The following is a 16,236-nucleotide window of genomic DNA, read 5'->3' as shown; positions in this document are numbered from 1 at the left end:
CCGATGGCGCCTTGCCTCGCCATCGACATCGGATCGACCTGGACGAAGGGCGCCCGCTTCGACTGGTCGGGCGACGAGCTCGTGCTGCGCCGGCGCGCATCGCATCCGACGACGGTCGCAGACCTCGCCGAAGGCTTTGCGGCCGTGCTCGATGCCCTGTTGCCCGAGGAGAGCATCGGCGACACGTGCGACCGCATCGCGCGCGGAGAGATCGAGCTGCACTATTCCTCCTCGGCCAAGGGCGGCCTCGCGGTCGCCGCGCTGGGCCTCGTGCCCGACATCACGCTCGAGTCGGCCAAGATGGCCGCCTACTCGGCCGGCGCGAGACTGACGCAGGTCCTCTCCTACCGGCTCACGCCATCGGACATTCGCGCCCTCGAAGCCGCGCCGCCGGACATTCTCCTCTTCGCGGGCGGCACCGACGGCGGCAACACCGGGTACGTCCTTGCCAACGCGCAGGCGCTCGCGGCCTCGTCGCTCACGTGCGCGATGGTCTATGCGGGCAACCGTTCGGTGCGCGACGAAGTCTGCGCCCGTCTGGCCGGCAAGTCTCTCGTGGCCGTGGACAACCTGCTGCCGGCGCTCGACAGCCCCCACCCCGAGCCCGCGCGCGAAGCGATCCGCGCGCTCTTCCTCGAGCGCATCGTCAAGGGCAAGGGCCTCGATCGAGTCGTCGCGCTCGCGCGCGGCGAGCCCGCGCCGACGCCGTACGCGATGTTCGAGTTCACCCGGTCCATCCGCGAACACGTCCCGGGCTGGGACGAGTTCCTGCTGCTGGATATCGGAGGCGCCACCACCGACGTGTATTCGGCGCATCGGGAGATGCCCAGCGCCGGCGTCGTCTTGCGCGGACTGCCCGAGCCGGACGTGAAGCGCACGGTCGAAGGCGATCTGGGCATGCGCGTTTCGGCCCGCGCGACGCTCGACGCGGGCCGCCGCGCGATCGCCGATCGGCTCGGCGCGAACGCGCACGCGCTCGCCGCGCTGCAGCGCTACGCGGACGACATCACCGCGGCGCCCGAGCACATTCCGCGGGACAGGGACGCAAGGCAGCTCGATACGCTGCTTGCGGGCATCTGCCTGTCCGAAGCGTGCGCGCGGCACGCGGGCCGATCGCACGAGGTGAGCACGCCCGACGGCCTCGTGCAGCTGCAAGTCGGACGCGACCTGTCGGACGTGACGCGCGTCATCGGCTCCGGGGGGTGGCTCGCCCACGCGCAAGACTTCGATCCCCTGCCGTGGCTGCGCTCGCGCCACCTCGACGAACGAGGCCGCACCGTCTTGCTGCCGCGACGCGTGGAGTACTTCCGCGACGCCGACTATGTCTTTCCCCTGCTGGCCAATGTGGCGCGCAGGCATCCCGCTGCCGCCGCCCGCGCGGCCGTGAGGTCACTTCGTATCGCAACTTCCCTCGACTCCCATGGAACTCACCAACCGGCGCCTGTCGCGTGAGGCGTTCGCCGCCGAACGCGACGGCGTCCTTTCGGCGTGGCCGACCGGCCGCGAAATCAACTTCGCCGATGGCGTGCGCTATCAGACGCGCCTTCCCGACAGCAAGCGCTTCTCCGCGGCCCTCGCCGCGGCCGACGCCAACGCGAAGACGCTCATCCAGCCGCGCGCGGGCGTGGCGCTGCTCGAAGAACACATCGCCCTCCTGAAGTCCCTGGAGGACGTATGCGATGTGCTGCCGACGACGATCGACGCGTACACCCGTCTGAACCGCTATGACGAAGCCGCAACCGGAATCGCCCGATCGAAAGCGGCGGGCGTCTCGCTCCTGAACGGCTTTCCGGCCGTGAACCATGGACTCGGCGCCTGCCGGACGCTCGTCGAGTCGCTCACGAAGCCCGTGCAGGTTCGCCATGGAACGCCCGATGCGCGTCTGCTTGCCGAAATCACGATGGCCGCGGGATTCACCGCATTCGAGGGCGGTGGCATTTCCTACAACGTCCCGTATTCGAAGCGCGTGCCGCTCGAACGCTCGATCCGGCATTGGCAGTATTGCGATCGCCTCATCGGCATGTACGAAGAAGAGGGGGTTCGCATCAACCGCGAACCTTTCGGGCCGCTTTCCGGCACGCTCGTGCCCCCGTTCGTCTCGCATTGCGTGGCGCTGATCGAGGGCCTGCTCGCCCTCGAGCAGGGCGCGAAGTGCATCACGCTCGGCTACGGGCAGGCGGGCAATCTCGCGCAGGACGTCGCCGCGATCCGGTCGCTGCGCGAGCTCGGCGACGAATTCTTTCGTGCGGCCGGCTTCGAGGGCTACCAGCTGAGCACGGTCTTCCACCAATGGATGGGCGGCTTTCCGGACAACGAATCGATGGCGTTCTCGGTGATCTGCTGGGGCGCCGCGACCGCGGCCATGGCCGGCGCGACGAAAGTCATCGTGAAGACGCCGCAGGAGGCGGCCGGCGTGCCGACCGCGGCGGCCAATCGCCAGGGACTCGAAGCCACGACGCAGACGCTGAACATGGTGCGCGGCCAGAACGTCGCGGCGGGCGCGCAAGTGGAGATGGAAGTGGAGCTCATCAAGCGCGAGGTGCGCGCCGTGATGCGCAAGGTGTTCGAGCTCGGCCGAGGCGACGTCGCCGTGGGCGCCGTGCGTGCCTTCGAAGCCGGCGTGATGGACATTCCCTTCGCGCCCGCCGCGTGCAACGCCGGCCGGCTGATGCCGATTCGCGACAACGAGGGCGCGGTGCGCATCTTCGATGCGGGCCACACGCCGCTGCCGGACGACGTGATTCAATTTCACAAGGACAAGATCGCCGAACGAGCGCGAGCGGAGCAGCGCCCAGGGTCGTTCCACATGGTCGTGGACGACATCTCCGCGATCTCGAGAGGCCATCTCGTCGGGAGGCCGGCATGAGCGCGACGGCAGCCGCGAAGTACATCTCCCACGTCGATTTCGTGGCCGGATTCTCTTCGTTCTACTTCGACGACCAGCAGGCGATCAAGTCCGGTGCGCGGCAGGACGGTTTCGTCTACACGGGGGCACCCGCGACGAAGGGCTTCCGTTCGGTCCGCCAGGCCGGCGAGTGCATCTCGGTCGTGCTGACGCTGAGCGACGGCAGCATCGCGGTGGGCGATTGCGCCGCCGTTCAATATTCCGGCGCGGGCGGGCGCGATCCGCTCTTCGTGGCAGCCGACTTCCTGCCGATGCTTCGCACCCGGGTGGCGCCGCTGCTGGAGGGCCGCGACGCCCGCGAGTTCCTCGCGAATGCGCGACACTTCGACCGCATCGAAGTCGACGGCCGGCGGCTTCATACAGCGGTCCGGTACGGGTTGAGCCAGGCCTTTCTGAACGCCGCCTCGCAGGCCGCTTCGGTCCTGCCGGCCGAAATCGTGTGCGAAGCCTACGGTCTGCCGATTCGCGCCGAGCCGATCCCGCTCTTCGGTCAAAGCGGCGACGACCGGTACAGCGCGGTCGACAAGATGATCCTGAAGCGCATCGACGTGCTGCCGCATGGGCTCATCAACCACGTCGACGACAAGCTCGGGCGGCGCGGAGAAAAGCTGCGCGAGTACGTTCGCTGGCTGGTGAAGCGAGTGCAAGACCTCGGGGATTCGGCCTATCGGCCCGAACTGCATCTCGACGTCTACGGCACCGTCGGCATCGCCTTCGACAACGACAGCGCGCGAATCGCCGACTATCTGCAGCGGCTCGAGGAAGACGCGGGGCCGCTGCCGCTTTGCATCGAGGGCCCGGTCGATGCGGGCTCGCGCGAGGCGCAGATCGATGCGCTTCGCGCCATCCGGCGGCACCTGCGCTCTCGCGGCTCGCGGGTTCGCATCGTCGCGGACGAGTGGTGCAACACCTACGAAGATGTCGTCGCATTCACCGATGCCGGCTGCTGCGACATGGTGCAGATCAAGACGCCCGATCTCGGAAGCATCCACAACATCGTCGAGTCGGTCCTTTACTGCAACGCGCACGACATGCAGGCCTACCAGGGCGGCACGTGCAACGAAACCGACGTCTCGGCGCGTGCCTGCGTCCACGTCGCGCTCGCCGCTCGGCCGATGCGGCTGCTCGTGAAGCCGGGGATGGGCTTCGACGAAGGCTACTGCATCGTGCACAACGAGATGCACCGCTCGGTGGCGGTGCTCGCGCGCCGCACGCGGTAGCGCGCCCTTGGGCGATGCGGCCGGCGGCCGCCTGCCTGCTTAGCGCCGAGGCACTTTCCCCGAGCCGGGAAAGATGCTTTCCATGAGCGCGGGCGCGTCCGTGCGCATGAATTCGAGGAACGCCTTGCCCGCCGGCGGAAGGATGTGACTGGCCGCATGCAGCACATACCAGGTGCGTGCGACGGGCAGCCCCTTCACGTCGAGCAGCACGAGCTGGCCCGCGCGGCGTTCGAGTTCGACTGTGTGCAGCGAGATGAAGGCAAGCCCCATGCCCGCGATCACCGCCTGCTTGATCGACTCGTTGCTGGTCATTTCCTGCGAGATGCGCGGCTTGGCCACGTGATGTTCGGCAAGGAACATCTCCATCGCATCGCGCGTGCCCGAGCCGGGCTCCCGCACGATGAATCGTTCTTCGGCGAGGCGTTCGGGCGGCAGTCGCCGCCTTCTGGCAAGCGGATGGTCCGGCGAGGCGATGATGCCGTGCGGATGCCGCGCGAAAGGATGCGCCACCACGGGCAGCCTCGGGGGAGGCCGCCCCATCACGGCGACGTCGATGCGGGACTCCTCCAGCAGCGCGATCGTTCCTTCGCGGTTGGCGATGGACACTTCCACTTCGATTTCGGGGTGCTGCACGCGAAACTGCGAGACCAGCCGGGGAGCGAAGTGGCGCGCGGTGGTCACGAGCCCGACCCGGACGGCGCCGTGCCGCAGGCCTCGGAAGGCCTCGATGGCTTCGCTCGCCTCCCTGAGCGTCTGCTCGATCCTGCGGGCGTAAGGCAGCAGTTGCTCGCCGGCCCGCGTGAGGTGAACCGACCTGCCGCGCTTTTCGAAGAGAGGCAGCCCGACGCAGGCCGAGAGCTTGGTCATCTGCATCGAGATGGCCGGCTGCGTCATGTGGAGTTGTTCGCCGGCGCGCGCGTAGCCACCTCCGGTTGCCGCGGCGATGAAGATCTGAAGCTGCCGCAGCGTGACCTGGCGCAACGGGTCGGTCATGGCCTCAGCGTTGCGCCGCCGACAGCGGCACGTGCGCTCCCCGCGCGGACGTGCCGAGCGCGTCGATCAATGCGTGCAGATCCTTCTCGAGCCGCTTCAGCGCGCGCGGATCGAGCTCGCAAAGCGCCTCGGGCAAGACGCCCGTGAAAGGCCCCGGCGCCGATCGCAGGACGCGCGCGCCCTTCGCGGTGATCTTCAGCCGCGAGGCCCGCTTGTCGAGCGTGTCGCGCTGCGCGGTGACGAGGCCCTGGTCGACGAGCGTGCGAAGCAGGTTGCTCGCGGTGGACTGGTGAACGTCCATGGCCGCCGCGAGATCGTTGACGCCGATGCCCGCGTGATCGCGGATGACGGCCAGCGCCCAGACGTGCGCGCCGCTCACGCCGGCTTTTTTCTCGAGTGCCCGGAAGTGCTTGCGCACCGAGTTGAAGATGATGCGAAAAAGCCGCAGGACGCGGACGGCTTCCGGCGTGAGGTCCGGGCGCGTCCGGTCGCGGCCGCCGCGCCGGCTGCCTTGTACCATGGGGCGATCCTACGCTGAACGCGCGGCGGCAGCAGCGGCAGCGGCGGCGGCGGCGGCGGCCAGGCCCGCTGGATTCACGCCTTGACCGGGAACTTGCCGCGCAGGGCGACGTAGACCGCGGCCGCGACGACGCCGAAGAGCACGTGATCGAGGAAGGTGGTGGGCCCGCGCGAATCCAGGAACCAGGGGAATGCGACCGGCGCGATCACCCAGTAGTCGATCACGTACAGCACGACGCCGGCGCAGGCGCCTGTCGCGAGCGCCGCGAAGCCGTCGAGCCCGCGCACCGCGCCATCGATGATGCGGCCGAACACGATCGCGAGGCCGAAGTGGATGAGAAGGGCGATGCCGATGATGCGCGCGCTGAATTCCGCGGGCGGCGGCAGCTCGTCCGGCCCGAGCAGGATGGCGCCGATGCGCTGCAGCGGCTCGGCGCCTTCGCCGCCGAGAACGGTCGCCGCGAAGATCATCTGCGCCACGAGGTATGCGGCGCCCGCCACCGCGCCGGCGATCACCCCGGCGAACGGATTCAACCCCTTCGAGCGCCGCAACGCGAACAGTGCAACCATGATCGACTCCAAAAAAAATGCCCCGCGGCTCGAGTGCGGGGCAATGCCAACCTGAAGAACACGGGAAGCAATGATCTCTCGCCCGGTGCCGCGAGGTCTTATGGCCTTCGGCACGAAGCCAGTATATCCATTTGCGGCAAATGCAATCTACGTGATTCCACGGAGGGCGGGGCGGCGCACCCCGATGACGCACGCTCCTCACCCTCGACGCAGCGCTCGCCAGAGGGCTGCCGCGAGCACGAGGGCAGCGCCCGCGGCGACGCCCGGGTGCATCGCGGCCCAGGCCTCGGCGCTGCGGTCGTGCGCCTGCGCATCGAAGCGCCCATGCGCGCCGTGATCGCCCGGCACGGGCTGCCACAGGTTGTCGCGGCGGCCCTCGGGCAAGGGCTCGTCCGTTTGCTGTCCCCTCACCGCCGTGCGGCCCAGCATTCGATCGAGCAGGCCGGGGAAGAATTTCTGCGCAAGGATGGCCTGCGCCGCAGTCCACCCCACCCACAGTTCGCGTCGTCTGTGCGTGGCGCTCCAGTAAACGGCGCGCGCCGCGACTTCGGGCTGGAAGATCTTGCCCATGGGGCGCGCACGCCGCTCGAGCGTCGTGCGTCCCCACTCGAATTGCGGCGTGTTGAACGCGGCGAGCTGCACCATCGTGATGTGCACGTCGCTGCGATCGTGCGCGAGCTCGCAGCGGATCGAGTCGGTGAAGCCGCGCAGCGCCGCCTTGGCGCCGCAGTAGGGCGACTGCAGCGGGATGGAGCGGTACGCGAGCGCCGAGCCCACCTGGACGATCGTGCCGCGATTGCGCGGCTTCATCCGGCGCAGCGCCGCGAGCGTGCCCCACACGGCGCCGAGGTAGGTCACGTCCGTCGCGCGGCGGAAATCCGCGGGCGCGATGTCGAGGGCGGGCGAGAAGATCGTCGCCATCGCATCGTTCACCCAGACGTCGATGGCCTGCCACTGCTCTTCCACTCGCCGAGCCGCTGCCTCGACCTGCTCTTCGTCGGCGACATCGGTCGGGATCACGAGCGCTTCGCCCCCCAATGCCTCGATTTCGGCGCGCGCGGCTTCGAGGCCGTCGATGCCGCGCGCGAGCAGGGCCACGCGCCAGCGACGCAGGCCGAACTCGCGCGCGATCGCGCGGCCGATCCCGGCGGAAGCACCCGTGACGACGACGACCGGCATCATGCGCCTCCCATTGCAAGCGGCAGCTCGAGGCGAAACGCCACGCCGCCTTCCTCGTTGCGCGCGTTCACCGCGCCGCGCATCTTCGACATGTAAGTCCGCGCGACGAAGAGGCCCTGGCCCCTGCGCGCGTGCGGCTCGGCCCCTTCGGCGTCGCCATCGGCGTCGCGCACGCCGTATTCGAACATGCGGTCGAGCAGCGCCTCGTCCACCGAAGAGCCGATGTTGTGGATGCGCACGACCGCGCGCTTGCCGCGTGTTTCGAGCGCCATCGCGATCGGCGTGCCGGGCACGCGGTGCCGATCCGCGTTGCGCAGGATGTGCGCGACCACGTCCTCGAGCGAGAACTCGTCCGCCTGCACGACCACCCGGCCCACGCGGCGGTACTCGACGCCTTCGATGCCCGCGAACGCGGCGTTCGAAGCGACGTGGAAGAGAAACTCGTCAAGGTCGAGCGGTTCGAGCTCGAGCTGCGCGGCCTGCAGCGCCTCGCGCGGCGAGGCCTGGCCGTACAGCGCGGCCACCGCCTGCCTCATCCGCTGCACGTAGCGGTAAGCGGGGCCGCCGGGATCGGGAAAGAGCACCATGAGCGACTGCAAGGGCGAAAGGATTTCATGTCCGACCGCTTCGAGCATCTCGCGTTCCCGCCTTGCGCGCATTTCCTCGCGTTCGAGATCGTCTTTCACGCGCTGCAGCAGATCGGCCAGGCCCCCCGCGAGGATGCCCAGCTCGTCGGGGCCGCGCAGGTCGGCCACCTCGAGCTGGCCGATGCGGTTGCCGCCGCGCGCGTCGCGCGACAGCGCCGCCGCGCGGCGCGACAGTACGGTGATGCGGCGGATGAGCCCGACTTCGATCACGAGCCACGCGAGCACGATCGCGGCCAGCATGGCGCTCACGTACCACGAGATGCGCGTCGCGACCGAGCCGAGCGCGGAGTCGATCGAGCTCGCGTCGCCCGCGAGGCGCACCTCGTAGCTGCCGACGGGCGTGACGAGCGTGTCGCGCAGCACGATGCGCTTCGAAGGCGATGCGACCGGCAGCTCGCTCACGAGCCGCAGGAGCCAGGGCGAGCCCGGCTCCGCACGAGGTTCGCGGCCCTTCAGCACGATCGCGTTGCTCTCGGGCAGGTCCAGGCGCACGACCGTGAGCGCCTCGCCGGGCTTGAGCGACTGCACCGGCTCCGCGAGCGCCTCGGGCGGCTGCGCGCCCTGCGCATCGCTGTCGAAGAGTGGCGCGCCTTCGCCCGGCCCGAGGATCGCGACGTGGACGTGCATGCGATCGAGGTCGTCCGGAGGCCACGCGGCGCGCGACCTCGCGCCGCCGCGTTCGCGCAGCGACTTCACCGGTACGCGCATCGCGTAGAACACGCGGCGCGGACAGGTCGGGAGTGCGCCCGAGCCCGCGCAGCTCGCGCTTTGCCACAGACCGCCTCTGAAATCGCGCACCGGATGCGATTGCCAGGCCGCGGCGGCCTCGGACGTGTCGAACGCCGCGATGCGTCCGCGCACGAGGATGTCGTCGGGCCCCGGCAGCCCCTCGAAGGGCGCGACCCACGACTGCTGCTCCTTGCCCGATTCCACGCGGATCACGATCCGGTGCGCCGTGTTCGGCTCACCCGCCGCGTCGCGCCCGACGAGATTCGCCGCGAAGAAGCCGCCCACGAGGTAGAGGAAGCCCGCCGCTTTCTCCGTGCCGCCCACCGCCGCGCACAAGGTGCTCCCGTCGGGGTAGTGCACCGAACACCCCGCCTGGTCCACGAGCTGGTGAACGCTGTTCTGGTCCTGAAAGTCGAGCGTCGCGTACGGCAGCACGAGCGGCGTGAGAGGCGGCACGCGATACGGCCCCGGGTTGAGAAGCGCGAGCAATCCGGCAGGCTGCCGCAGCTTGGCGAGCACGTCGGCGTGCGTCCTGCTGAGCGAGAGGTGATAGTCGCGGTAGCTGCGATCCTTCTCGTCTTGCAGAAGCACGATCGCGAGCGCGATGGTCGCGACGGCCAGCAGCAGGAACACGCCGCGAAAAAGGATGCGCAATCGAAACGCGGCAACGGCGGCAGGTGCGCGCCCGCCGCCCTGCGCGGCAGCGGCATTCATGAGCGGGCCGCGCCGCGGTCGACCCAGCGAAAGCCTCGCATCGGCACGTTCTCGATCGACTCGAACCGCGGGTCCACTTCGCGCAGCGCTTCGCGGATCGTGCTCACGTGCTTGCGGATGTTGTCGCGGTTGCGCCCGCTCTTCACGACGTCGTACAGCTCCTCGTAGCTCACGACCTCGCCGCGGCGCGTATAGAGCGTGGCAAGGATGCGCTGCGCGGTGAGCGGCAGGTTCACGCGCGCTCCGCGCCAGGTGGGCGAGCGCTGCCAGAGCGGATCGAGCAGCAGCTCCTCGCCCGGCCGCTCGCCTTGCGCGGCCTGGGGCTTGCGCTCGCGCGCGACGCGCACCACCTCCAGGAACGTCTCGATGAACTCGGCCTCGCCGAAGGTCGTCTTCTGCAGGTAGTCCCAGGCGTCGAGCGCCTTCATGATGCCGCGGTAGATGGCCGCCGGCATCGCCGACACGACGAGCACCGGCGTGCCGAGCCCCTGCTTGTTGATCGCGTTGATGAGCGCGACGCCCGCGTGCCGCTCGCGGCCGAGCTCGATGTCGAGCACGATCACGTCGTAGGCGGTGCGCGCGAGCGCGGCTTCCGCGTCGTCGCGCGTGAACCACTGGTCGATCCGCATGCCTTCGGCCGCCGAGCCGATCCAGCCGGCGAGCTGGTTGCTCGTCGGCAGATCGTCCTCGATCAGGGCCACCTGAGTCACGCGCCGATTATGGGTCGGCCGAGCCGCCGCACGCCGGCTCGGCGCGGGTGTGTGAAGAAGTCTTCCGCGGACGTGAAGAAACCCTCCCGCGGCGGCATTTTTTCTTCTGCGGCGGCACTCCGAGAATGGCCGCGAGGCGGTGATGCGGCATTCACCCTTGAGCGGGTCACGAGTCTTCCTTCCTCCGAAAGCCGCGCCGAAATCGCGCCCAAGCACCGTCACCGTGCCGGCACGCCAATTCAGTGAGCAGGAAAGAGCCGTGTCACGATCGAATTCCGTCGCGAGCCGCAAGCCTTCGTCCGCCTATTCGACTTGCATGACCGCTTGCGAGGCGTGCGTGCTGGCATGCGGGGATTGCACGCTTCACCTGCGCGCGAACGCCGCGCTCGAGCCGAGGCTTCTCCACGACGTGGGCGTGTGCATGCAGGTGTGCGAGCTGGCGCTTCGCGCGATGTCGGGCGACGGGGCGCTCGTGCCGGCCGCGTGCGCCGCCTCCGCGCGATGCTGCGAGGCGCTCGCGAGCCGCTGCATGCTGATGCCCGAGCCGGAATACATGCGCTGCGCGCGCGCCTGCTACCGCGCCGCGCAGGAGTGCATGCGCGTGGCGCAGTCGCGCGGAAGCGCCGTGCCGCACCCGCTGCGCCTCACCGGCACGGGCGGCGGCGCGCGGCTTACCGCGCGGTAAGCGGCAGCTCCAGCGCGAAGACGGCGCCCCGGCCCGGCCCGTCGCTGTGCACGGTGAGCTTGCCTCCCATTTCGACCGCCGCGAGCGCGCTGCTGTGCAGGCCGAAGCCGTGGCCGTCGCGGCGCGTCGTGAAACCGTGAGAGAAGATGCGCGAAAGGTTTTCCGGCGCGATGCCTTCTCCCGTGTCCTCCACCGTGATGCGCAGTGTCTCGCCGCTGCCGCCGGAGACGATGGCGGCGGCCACCGTGAGCTCCCTCGCCTCGAGGGGCATGTCGTGCATCGCCTGCGCCGCGTTCGAGACGAGGTTCACGAGGATCTGCAGCAGGCGCGGGCGGTCGAGCGACACCGCGGGCACGCCGTCGCTGCGCACGACGACATGCACCGCGCCTTGCGCGATCGCTTCGGTGCTCAGCCGAAGCGCCTCCTCGATGATCTCCTGCGGCCGGGCCGTCTCCAGCACGGTGGAGGGCCCCGCGTGCGACTGCTGCGCGGCCACCACCCAGCTGATGTGGGCCACGCTGTCGATGACCCGCTCGATGTCGGACATCGCCTCGTCGTGCTCGTGCCGCAGCGTGCCCTCCAGCTCGCCCAGGTAGGCGAGCAGCGCTTTGGCGCGGTCGTCGCGGCCCATGAACTCCGCGAGGTCGTCCTGATGCTCGTGCAGGAGCGCCACCACGCGGCCGAGCCCGTGCAGCCTCGAATTGCCGATCGTGCGGCGCACGACGCTGGCCGATACGTTGATGCTGTTGAGCACATTGCCCACGTTGTGCAGCACGTTGGTCGCGACTTCGGCCTTGCCCGCGCGGCGCGCGGTGGCGACGAGCTGAGCCTGCATCTCCTGCAGCTCGCGGGTGCGCGACTGCACACGCTGCTCCAGGCTTTCGTAGAGCTGCGCGTTGGCGAGCGACACCGCGAGCTGGCCGGCGATCAGCATCACGGCGTCCAGGCGCTGCGCGTTGAACGCCGCGCGCCCGTCCGTGTTTTCGAGCATCAGCATCGCGCGCGCCGCGCCCTGGCCCGCGATCGGCACGACGAGAAGCGAGCACTGCGCGTGGTCGGCGAAATACGGATCGCGCGCGAACCGGTCGTCGGCAATGGCATCGTCCACGAGCAGCGGCTCGCGCGTGCGTTCCGCATAGCCGATTGCCGACACGGGCACCATCCCGCGTTCGGCCGCGTCGCGAAGCGGCAGCGACGCTTCACCGGCCGCGGGCGCGAGCAGCCACCACTCGTCGTGGCTCCACGCGAGCACGAGGACCTTCGTCGCGCCGGTGAGCGCGGCCAGCACCTCCGTCACGCGGGCGATCAGCCGCTCGAGGCCGGTTTCGGAGCTCAAGGCCTGCGAGGCGCTCAGCACTCCCATCAGGTCGAGCGCGTCCGAGGAGATGCCGCTCGTGCTGCCGCGCGAGGAGCGGCTCGTGGACCCACTACTCGCACGAGCCGCATCGCTCGCGCCCGGCTGCGGCTCGTGCGGCCGCAGGAAATCGTGTTCGCGCTCCAGGGCTTGCACCTTCGCGCTCGCGCCCCAGGCGGCGAACTGTTCGCGCGCTTCGGCAAGCAGCCCGCGGCCGGCGTGCACGAGTCCACGGCTCAGATGGAAAAGCGCGGCCCGCTCGGTGATCACCGCCCGGTGCCAGGGGCGCTGCGCATCGAGCGATTCGGCCAGCGCGCGATCGAAAGCGGCCGCGGCCTTCCAGCCGTCGCCGAGGACCCACGCCTCTTCGGCTTGCACCAGGTGCGACAGGTGCGCGAAGTTGTGCGGCTGGTCCAGGGCGCGCGCGGCGAGCCAGGCCCGGCTCTCCTCGAGCGCGGCCAAGAGCGCCGCCCTGTCGGCGCCGGTGCCTTCGGTCTGCAACTGCCGGGCTCGTGCCATCGCGTGGAAGAAATGCGCGTACACGGTCATGTAGTAGCCCGCGACGTCGCCCGCGGTGGACATGCCGAGCAGCGCGTTGGGCACGAGGAGGCTCGCGTTGCCCATGATCAGGCCGTGCATGGCGCGGCACTCGGCGTAGGTGTGCCGCATGTAGGGAAGACTGCCCAGCCGCGCGAGGAAGTCCGCTTCGGCGAACTGCGCATCGTCGAAGCTCTCGGGCGAGGAGGTCCGGCCCGCGAGCGCGCGCAGCATCTGCAGCTCGCAGGTGTGCTGCGCGGCCGCATGCACATTGCCCACCCGAGCGCACAGGGCGATGCCGGATTCGACTTCGGCGACGGACTGCTCGATCGTCGGCGCGGTCTCCAGCACGCTCGTGATCAGCCCCGCGTGCACGTAGCCCGCGTAGGAGGCATCGCCCGATGCGCGCACCCCTTCGAAGGCACGCCGGCTCTGGCGCAGAACGTCTTCGACGCGCTCGAACCAGTGGCCCGCGAACGTGCAGAAGATGAACCGCGCCTCCGACGTCTGCGGCTCCCACGCGAACGCCTCGCCGACGGCAAGCACGTGGCGAGCAATCTCGTATGCGGTGCGATAGTCCTGCCGCAAGGTGATGAGCATGCTGCTCATGCGGCCGAGGCTCGCGACGAGCTCCGGGCACGGGCCGTGCTCGGCCCACATGCGCTGGCTTTCGAGCAGCAGCCAGCGAAATGCCAGGCTGCCCGGCGAGAAGTACGCGGGCCGCGCGAGGCGCGTGAGCAGCTTCGCGATGGCAAGCAGGCGCGGCTCGCGAATCGGCGTGCGCCCGGCGTGCGCCCGCGCGGCGTCCTCGCGCACCCACTGCGCGAGCGAATCCATGCGCGCCTGCGCATCGGGGGTGGTGTAGTCCGGCGGCGCCTCGAGGCCGAGCCGCGCGAGCAGCGCGAGGCCGAGCTCCTTGGCCGCCTGAGTGCGCCCGCGCATGAAGAGGCTTCGCATCTGCAGGCAGGTGGGCTCGACCATCGCGAGTGGGTCTGCCGCGCTCGACTGCATGGCCTCGAACTGCGGATCGGATTCTTCGAGCCGCCCGAGGCTGTAGAGCGCGGCATGGCGGCCGGCCGCCACTTCGAAGAGCGAACCGGCATCGGTGGGGTCGCCCACGGCGCGCAGCAGGTCGCCCGCGGCCGCGAGATAGCGATCGGCCAGCTGATAGGTCGCGGTGGCGGCGAGCTTGCGCGCAAGATCGAGGAAAAGCCGCGCCGCGCGCTGCTGCTCCGCGCGATCGTGAAGCCGCCCGATGCAAGGCAGGTACTGCTGGGCCGCCTCGCTCTCGAACCCCGGATGCGCCGCGAGCCGGCGCGCCATCGCGTGCTGCTGCCGCGCGCGGTGCTCGTGGTCCATCGCGGCCATCACGGCTTGCTGCACCCGGTCGTGCCGGAAGCGAAGGGCGGGCGCGTCCTGGGCCGGCTCGTTCATGACGAGTCCGTCCTCCAAGGCGGGCGCGAGGCGGCGCCGCAATTCGTCTTCGTCCGCGCCGGCGGCGATGGCAAGGAGCCCGCGCTCCACCGAGTTGCCGAGGCAGCCCATGAGCTCCATCAGCTCCCGCGTATCGGCGCTCAGCCGGGCGATGCGCGCGGCGAGCAGGTCCACGACGTTGCCGCCGCCCACGAAGCGCCGCACTTCGGCCGAATTCCATCGCCAGCCCGCATCGTCCAGCCGCAGCACGCCGTCGTTGCGCAGCGCGTTGACCATTTCGACCGTGTCGAACGGATTGCCGGCCGTGAGACTGTGCACGGCGCGGGCGAGCTGCAAGGCGCCTTCCACGGGCAGGCGCAGCATGCCGCCGACCAGCTCGGCCAGGTCGGCCTCGCCCAGGTTGGCGAGCGAGATGCGCAACGGCGGCTGCGGCAGGCCGCTCCATTGCGCGAGCATCGGCGCGAGCGCATGGCCCTCCACCAGTTCCTCGGAGCGCCAGGCGCCCACGAGGACCACGCCGCGCAGCCCCGGCTCGCCGACGAGCCGCCCGAATCCGCGCAGGGAAAGCGCTCCGGCCCACTGCAAGTCGTCGATCACCACGACGAGCGGCCGCTTGGGCGACGCGACCGCCGCGAGCAGATCGACCACCGCCTGCTGCAGATGCAGCTCGGCCTGCCGCGGATCCTCGTGCACCACCTCGGGCTGCTCGCCCAGCAGCAGCGCGAATTCCGGCGACATGCGCGTCACGACGGCGGCGTTGCGACCGAGCCGCTCGAGAATGCGGCGGCGTTCGACGGCGAGCTGCTCGGGCGGCAGCGCAAGCAGCAGGCGGCCGAGCGCGCGCCCCGCGTGCGTGACCGCGCCCGCCGTGGCGGCGTCCTTCTGGTACTGGTCGAACTTGCCGTGCACGAACCAGCCGCCCGCGGCGGCCACGATGGGCCTCAGCTCGCCCACGAGCGCGCTCTTGCCCACGCCCGCGGGTCCTTCGACGAGCACCGTTGCGTGCGAGCTCCTCTGCGATTCGGCGAACGCGGCGCGCAGCGTCGCGATTTCGCTCGCGCGGCCCACGAGCGCTCGCGGCGGCGCGAGCCGGGCCGGGAAGTCGCGCTCGCCGAGCTCGAAGAGGCCCGGCCGGCCCGCATCGAGCTCGCCACGCAGCCGCTGCAGGTCGTGCAGCAAGCCCTCGGCGCCCTGATAGCGTTGGCCGGGTGCCTTGGCCATCAGGCGCATGACGATGGCCGAGAAGCCCGCCGGCACGCGCGCGTCCAGCTGCGAAGGCGCCAGGGGCTCTCGGACCATGTGGTGGTGAATCAGCTGCAGCGTATCCTGCGCCTCGAAGGGCAGGCGACCGGTCGCGAGCTCGTAGAGCGTGACGCCGAGCGCGTAGAGGTCGGCGCGCTGGTCCACGATGCGCCCCGTGCGCCCCGTCTGTTCCGGTGCGAGATAGGCGAGCGTGCCGAGAAGATGCCCTTCCTCGCCGGCGGCCGGGTGCTGATCGGCCCGCATGGCCAGATCGAAGTCGATCAGGACGGCGTCGCCGGTGGCGGCAAGCAGGATGTTTGCGGGGTTGATGTCGCGGTGGATCACACCGCGGCGATGGACCGCGGCCAGCGTGCGGGCAAGCTGCTGCGCAAGCGGCAGGATCGCATCGAGCCGGATGCCGCGCGATCGCAGCACCTGGGCGAGCGAGACCCCGCCGCAGTCCTGCAGCGCGAGCGCGCCCTGCGGACTGAGACCGGCAGCCAGATGCGCGACGCCTTCGACGCCGGCAAGCCGCTCCAGCATGGCGCGTTCGTGGCGGATGCGCTCGGGCGCGTCGGCCCCGAGGGGTTCCTTGCAGACGATCGCGCCGAGCGGCCCGAGCTCCCGAAAGACGCGCGTCGTCGGGCTTTCGTACAGGAGTTCGATTCGGCCTTCGGCGCCGCGCCCGGACAGCGCAAAGCTCGAGCCCGTCATGAATTGCGCTCCATGTGCGCGTCGATCGCCTTTCTTCTCTACGCATCCGCAAGTTCGCGGTGCCTGGGGAGGATGCCGATTGCC

At 70.1% G+C, this 16,236-nt stretch carries 11 protein-coding genes; 4 read left to right on the top strand and 7 right to left on the bottom strand.

All coding sequences use genetic code 11. The features are described 5' to 3' along the window. Positions 1 to 3 precede the first annotated feature (3 nt). Genes VHA82_RS13545 through VHA82_RS13535 form a run of 3 tightly spaced genes read left to right on the top strand, consistent with a single transcriptional unit; the run spans position 4 to position 4,125 of the window. On the top strand, positions 4 to 1,452 hold the full coding sequence (locus VHA82_RS13545; protein WP_325544491.1) for a glutamate mutase L: 1,449 nt from the start codon (positions 4 to 6) through the stop codon (positions 1,450 to 1,452). Then, positions 1,421 to 2,866, top strand: coding sequence for a methylaspartate mutase subunit E (locus VHA82_RS13540; protein ID WP_325544489.1), 1,446 nt, complete (start codon positions 1,421 to 1,423; stop codon positions 2,864 to 2,866). Before VHA82_RS13545 ends, VHA82_RS13540 begins: the two co-directional genes overlap by 32 nt. After that, on the top strand, positions 2,863 to 4,125 hold the full coding sequence (locus VHA82_RS13535; RefSeq protein WP_325544487.1) for a methylaspartate ammonia-lyase: 1,263 nt from the start codon (positions 2,863 to 2,865) through the stop codon (positions 4,123 to 4,125). The genes VHA82_RS13540 and VHA82_RS13535 overlap by 4 nt, the downstream gene beginning before the upstream one ends. 39 nt (positions 4,126 to 4,164) lie before the next feature. Here VHA82_RS13535 and VHA82_RS13530 read toward each other — a convergent pair whose 3' ends face one another. The 6 genes from VHA82_RS13530 to VHA82_RS13505 all read right to left on the bottom strand — a co-directional run bounded on the left by VHA82_RS13530 (position 4,165) and on the right by VHA82_RS13505 (position 10,186). Next, positions 4,165 to 5,118, bottom strand: coding sequence for a LysR substrate-binding domain-containing protein (locus tag VHA82_RS13530; protein WP_325544485.1), 954 nt, complete (start codon positions 5,116 to 5,118; stop codon positions 4,165 to 4,167). A 4-nt stretch (positions 5,119 to 5,122) separates the two neighbouring features. Beyond that, on the bottom strand, positions 5,123 to 5,638 hold the full coding sequence (locus VHA82_RS13525; protein WP_325544483.1) for a MarR family winged helix-turn-helix transcriptional regulator: 516 nt from the start codon (positions 5,636 to 5,638) through the stop codon (positions 5,123 to 5,125). Positions 5,639 to 5,712: 74 nt separating this feature from the next. Further along, a complete protein-coding gene (locus tag VHA82_RS13520) occupies positions 5,713 to 6,207 on the bottom strand; it encodes a hypothetical protein (protein WP_325544481.1) in 495 nt (164 codons plus the stop codon). Between the two features lie 198 nt (positions 6,208 to 6,405). Next, a complete protein-coding gene (locus tag VHA82_RS13515) occupies positions 6,406 to 7,389 on the bottom strand; it encodes an SDR family oxidoreductase (protein ID WP_414708652.1) in 984 nt (327 codons plus the stop codon). Then, entirely contained in the window at positions 7,386 to 9,476 is a 2,091-nt protein-coding gene (locus tag VHA82_RS13510) for a HAMP domain-containing sensor histidine kinase (protein WP_325544477.1), read from the bottom strand. The genes VHA82_RS13515 and VHA82_RS13510 overlap by 4 nt, the downstream gene beginning before the upstream one ends. After that, positions 9,473 to 10,186, bottom strand: a complete 714-nt coding sequence (locus tag VHA82_RS13505; RefSeq protein ID WP_325544474.1) for a response regulator transcription factor — start codon at positions 10,184 to 10,186, stop codon at positions 9,473 to 9,475. The genes VHA82_RS13510 and VHA82_RS13505 overlap by 4 nt, the downstream gene beginning before the upstream one ends. A gap of 259 nt (positions 10,187 to 10,445) precedes the next feature. Between VHA82_RS13505 and VHA82_RS13500 the strand changes: the two genes are divergently transcribed. Beyond that, positions 10,446 to 10,871, top strand: coding sequence for a hypothetical protein (locus VHA82_RS13500; RefSeq protein ID WP_325544472.1), 426 nt, complete (start codon positions 10,446 to 10,448; stop codon positions 10,869 to 10,871). Here VHA82_RS13500 and VHA82_RS13495 read toward each other — a convergent pair. After that, on the bottom strand, positions 10,858 to 16,152 hold the full coding sequence (locus tag VHA82_RS13495; RefSeq protein ID WP_325544470.1) for a trifunctional serine/threonine-protein kinase/ATP-binding protein/sensor histidine kinase: 5,295 nt from the start codon (positions 16,150 to 16,152) through the stop codon (positions 10,858 to 10,860). The two genes, VHA82_RS13500 and VHA82_RS13495, sit on opposite strands and share 14 nt — an antisense overlap. Positions 16,153 to 16,236: the final 84 nt, after the last annotated feature.

The organism is Ramlibacter sp., assembly GCF_035548915.1.
Taxonomy (GTDB): Bacteria; Pseudomonadota; Gammaproteobacteria; order Burkholderiales; family Burkholderiaceae_C; genus Ramlibacter.
The sequence above is the reverse complement of the archived record's forward strand: the minus strand, read 5'-3'. Positions and strand labels throughout refer to the sequence as shown.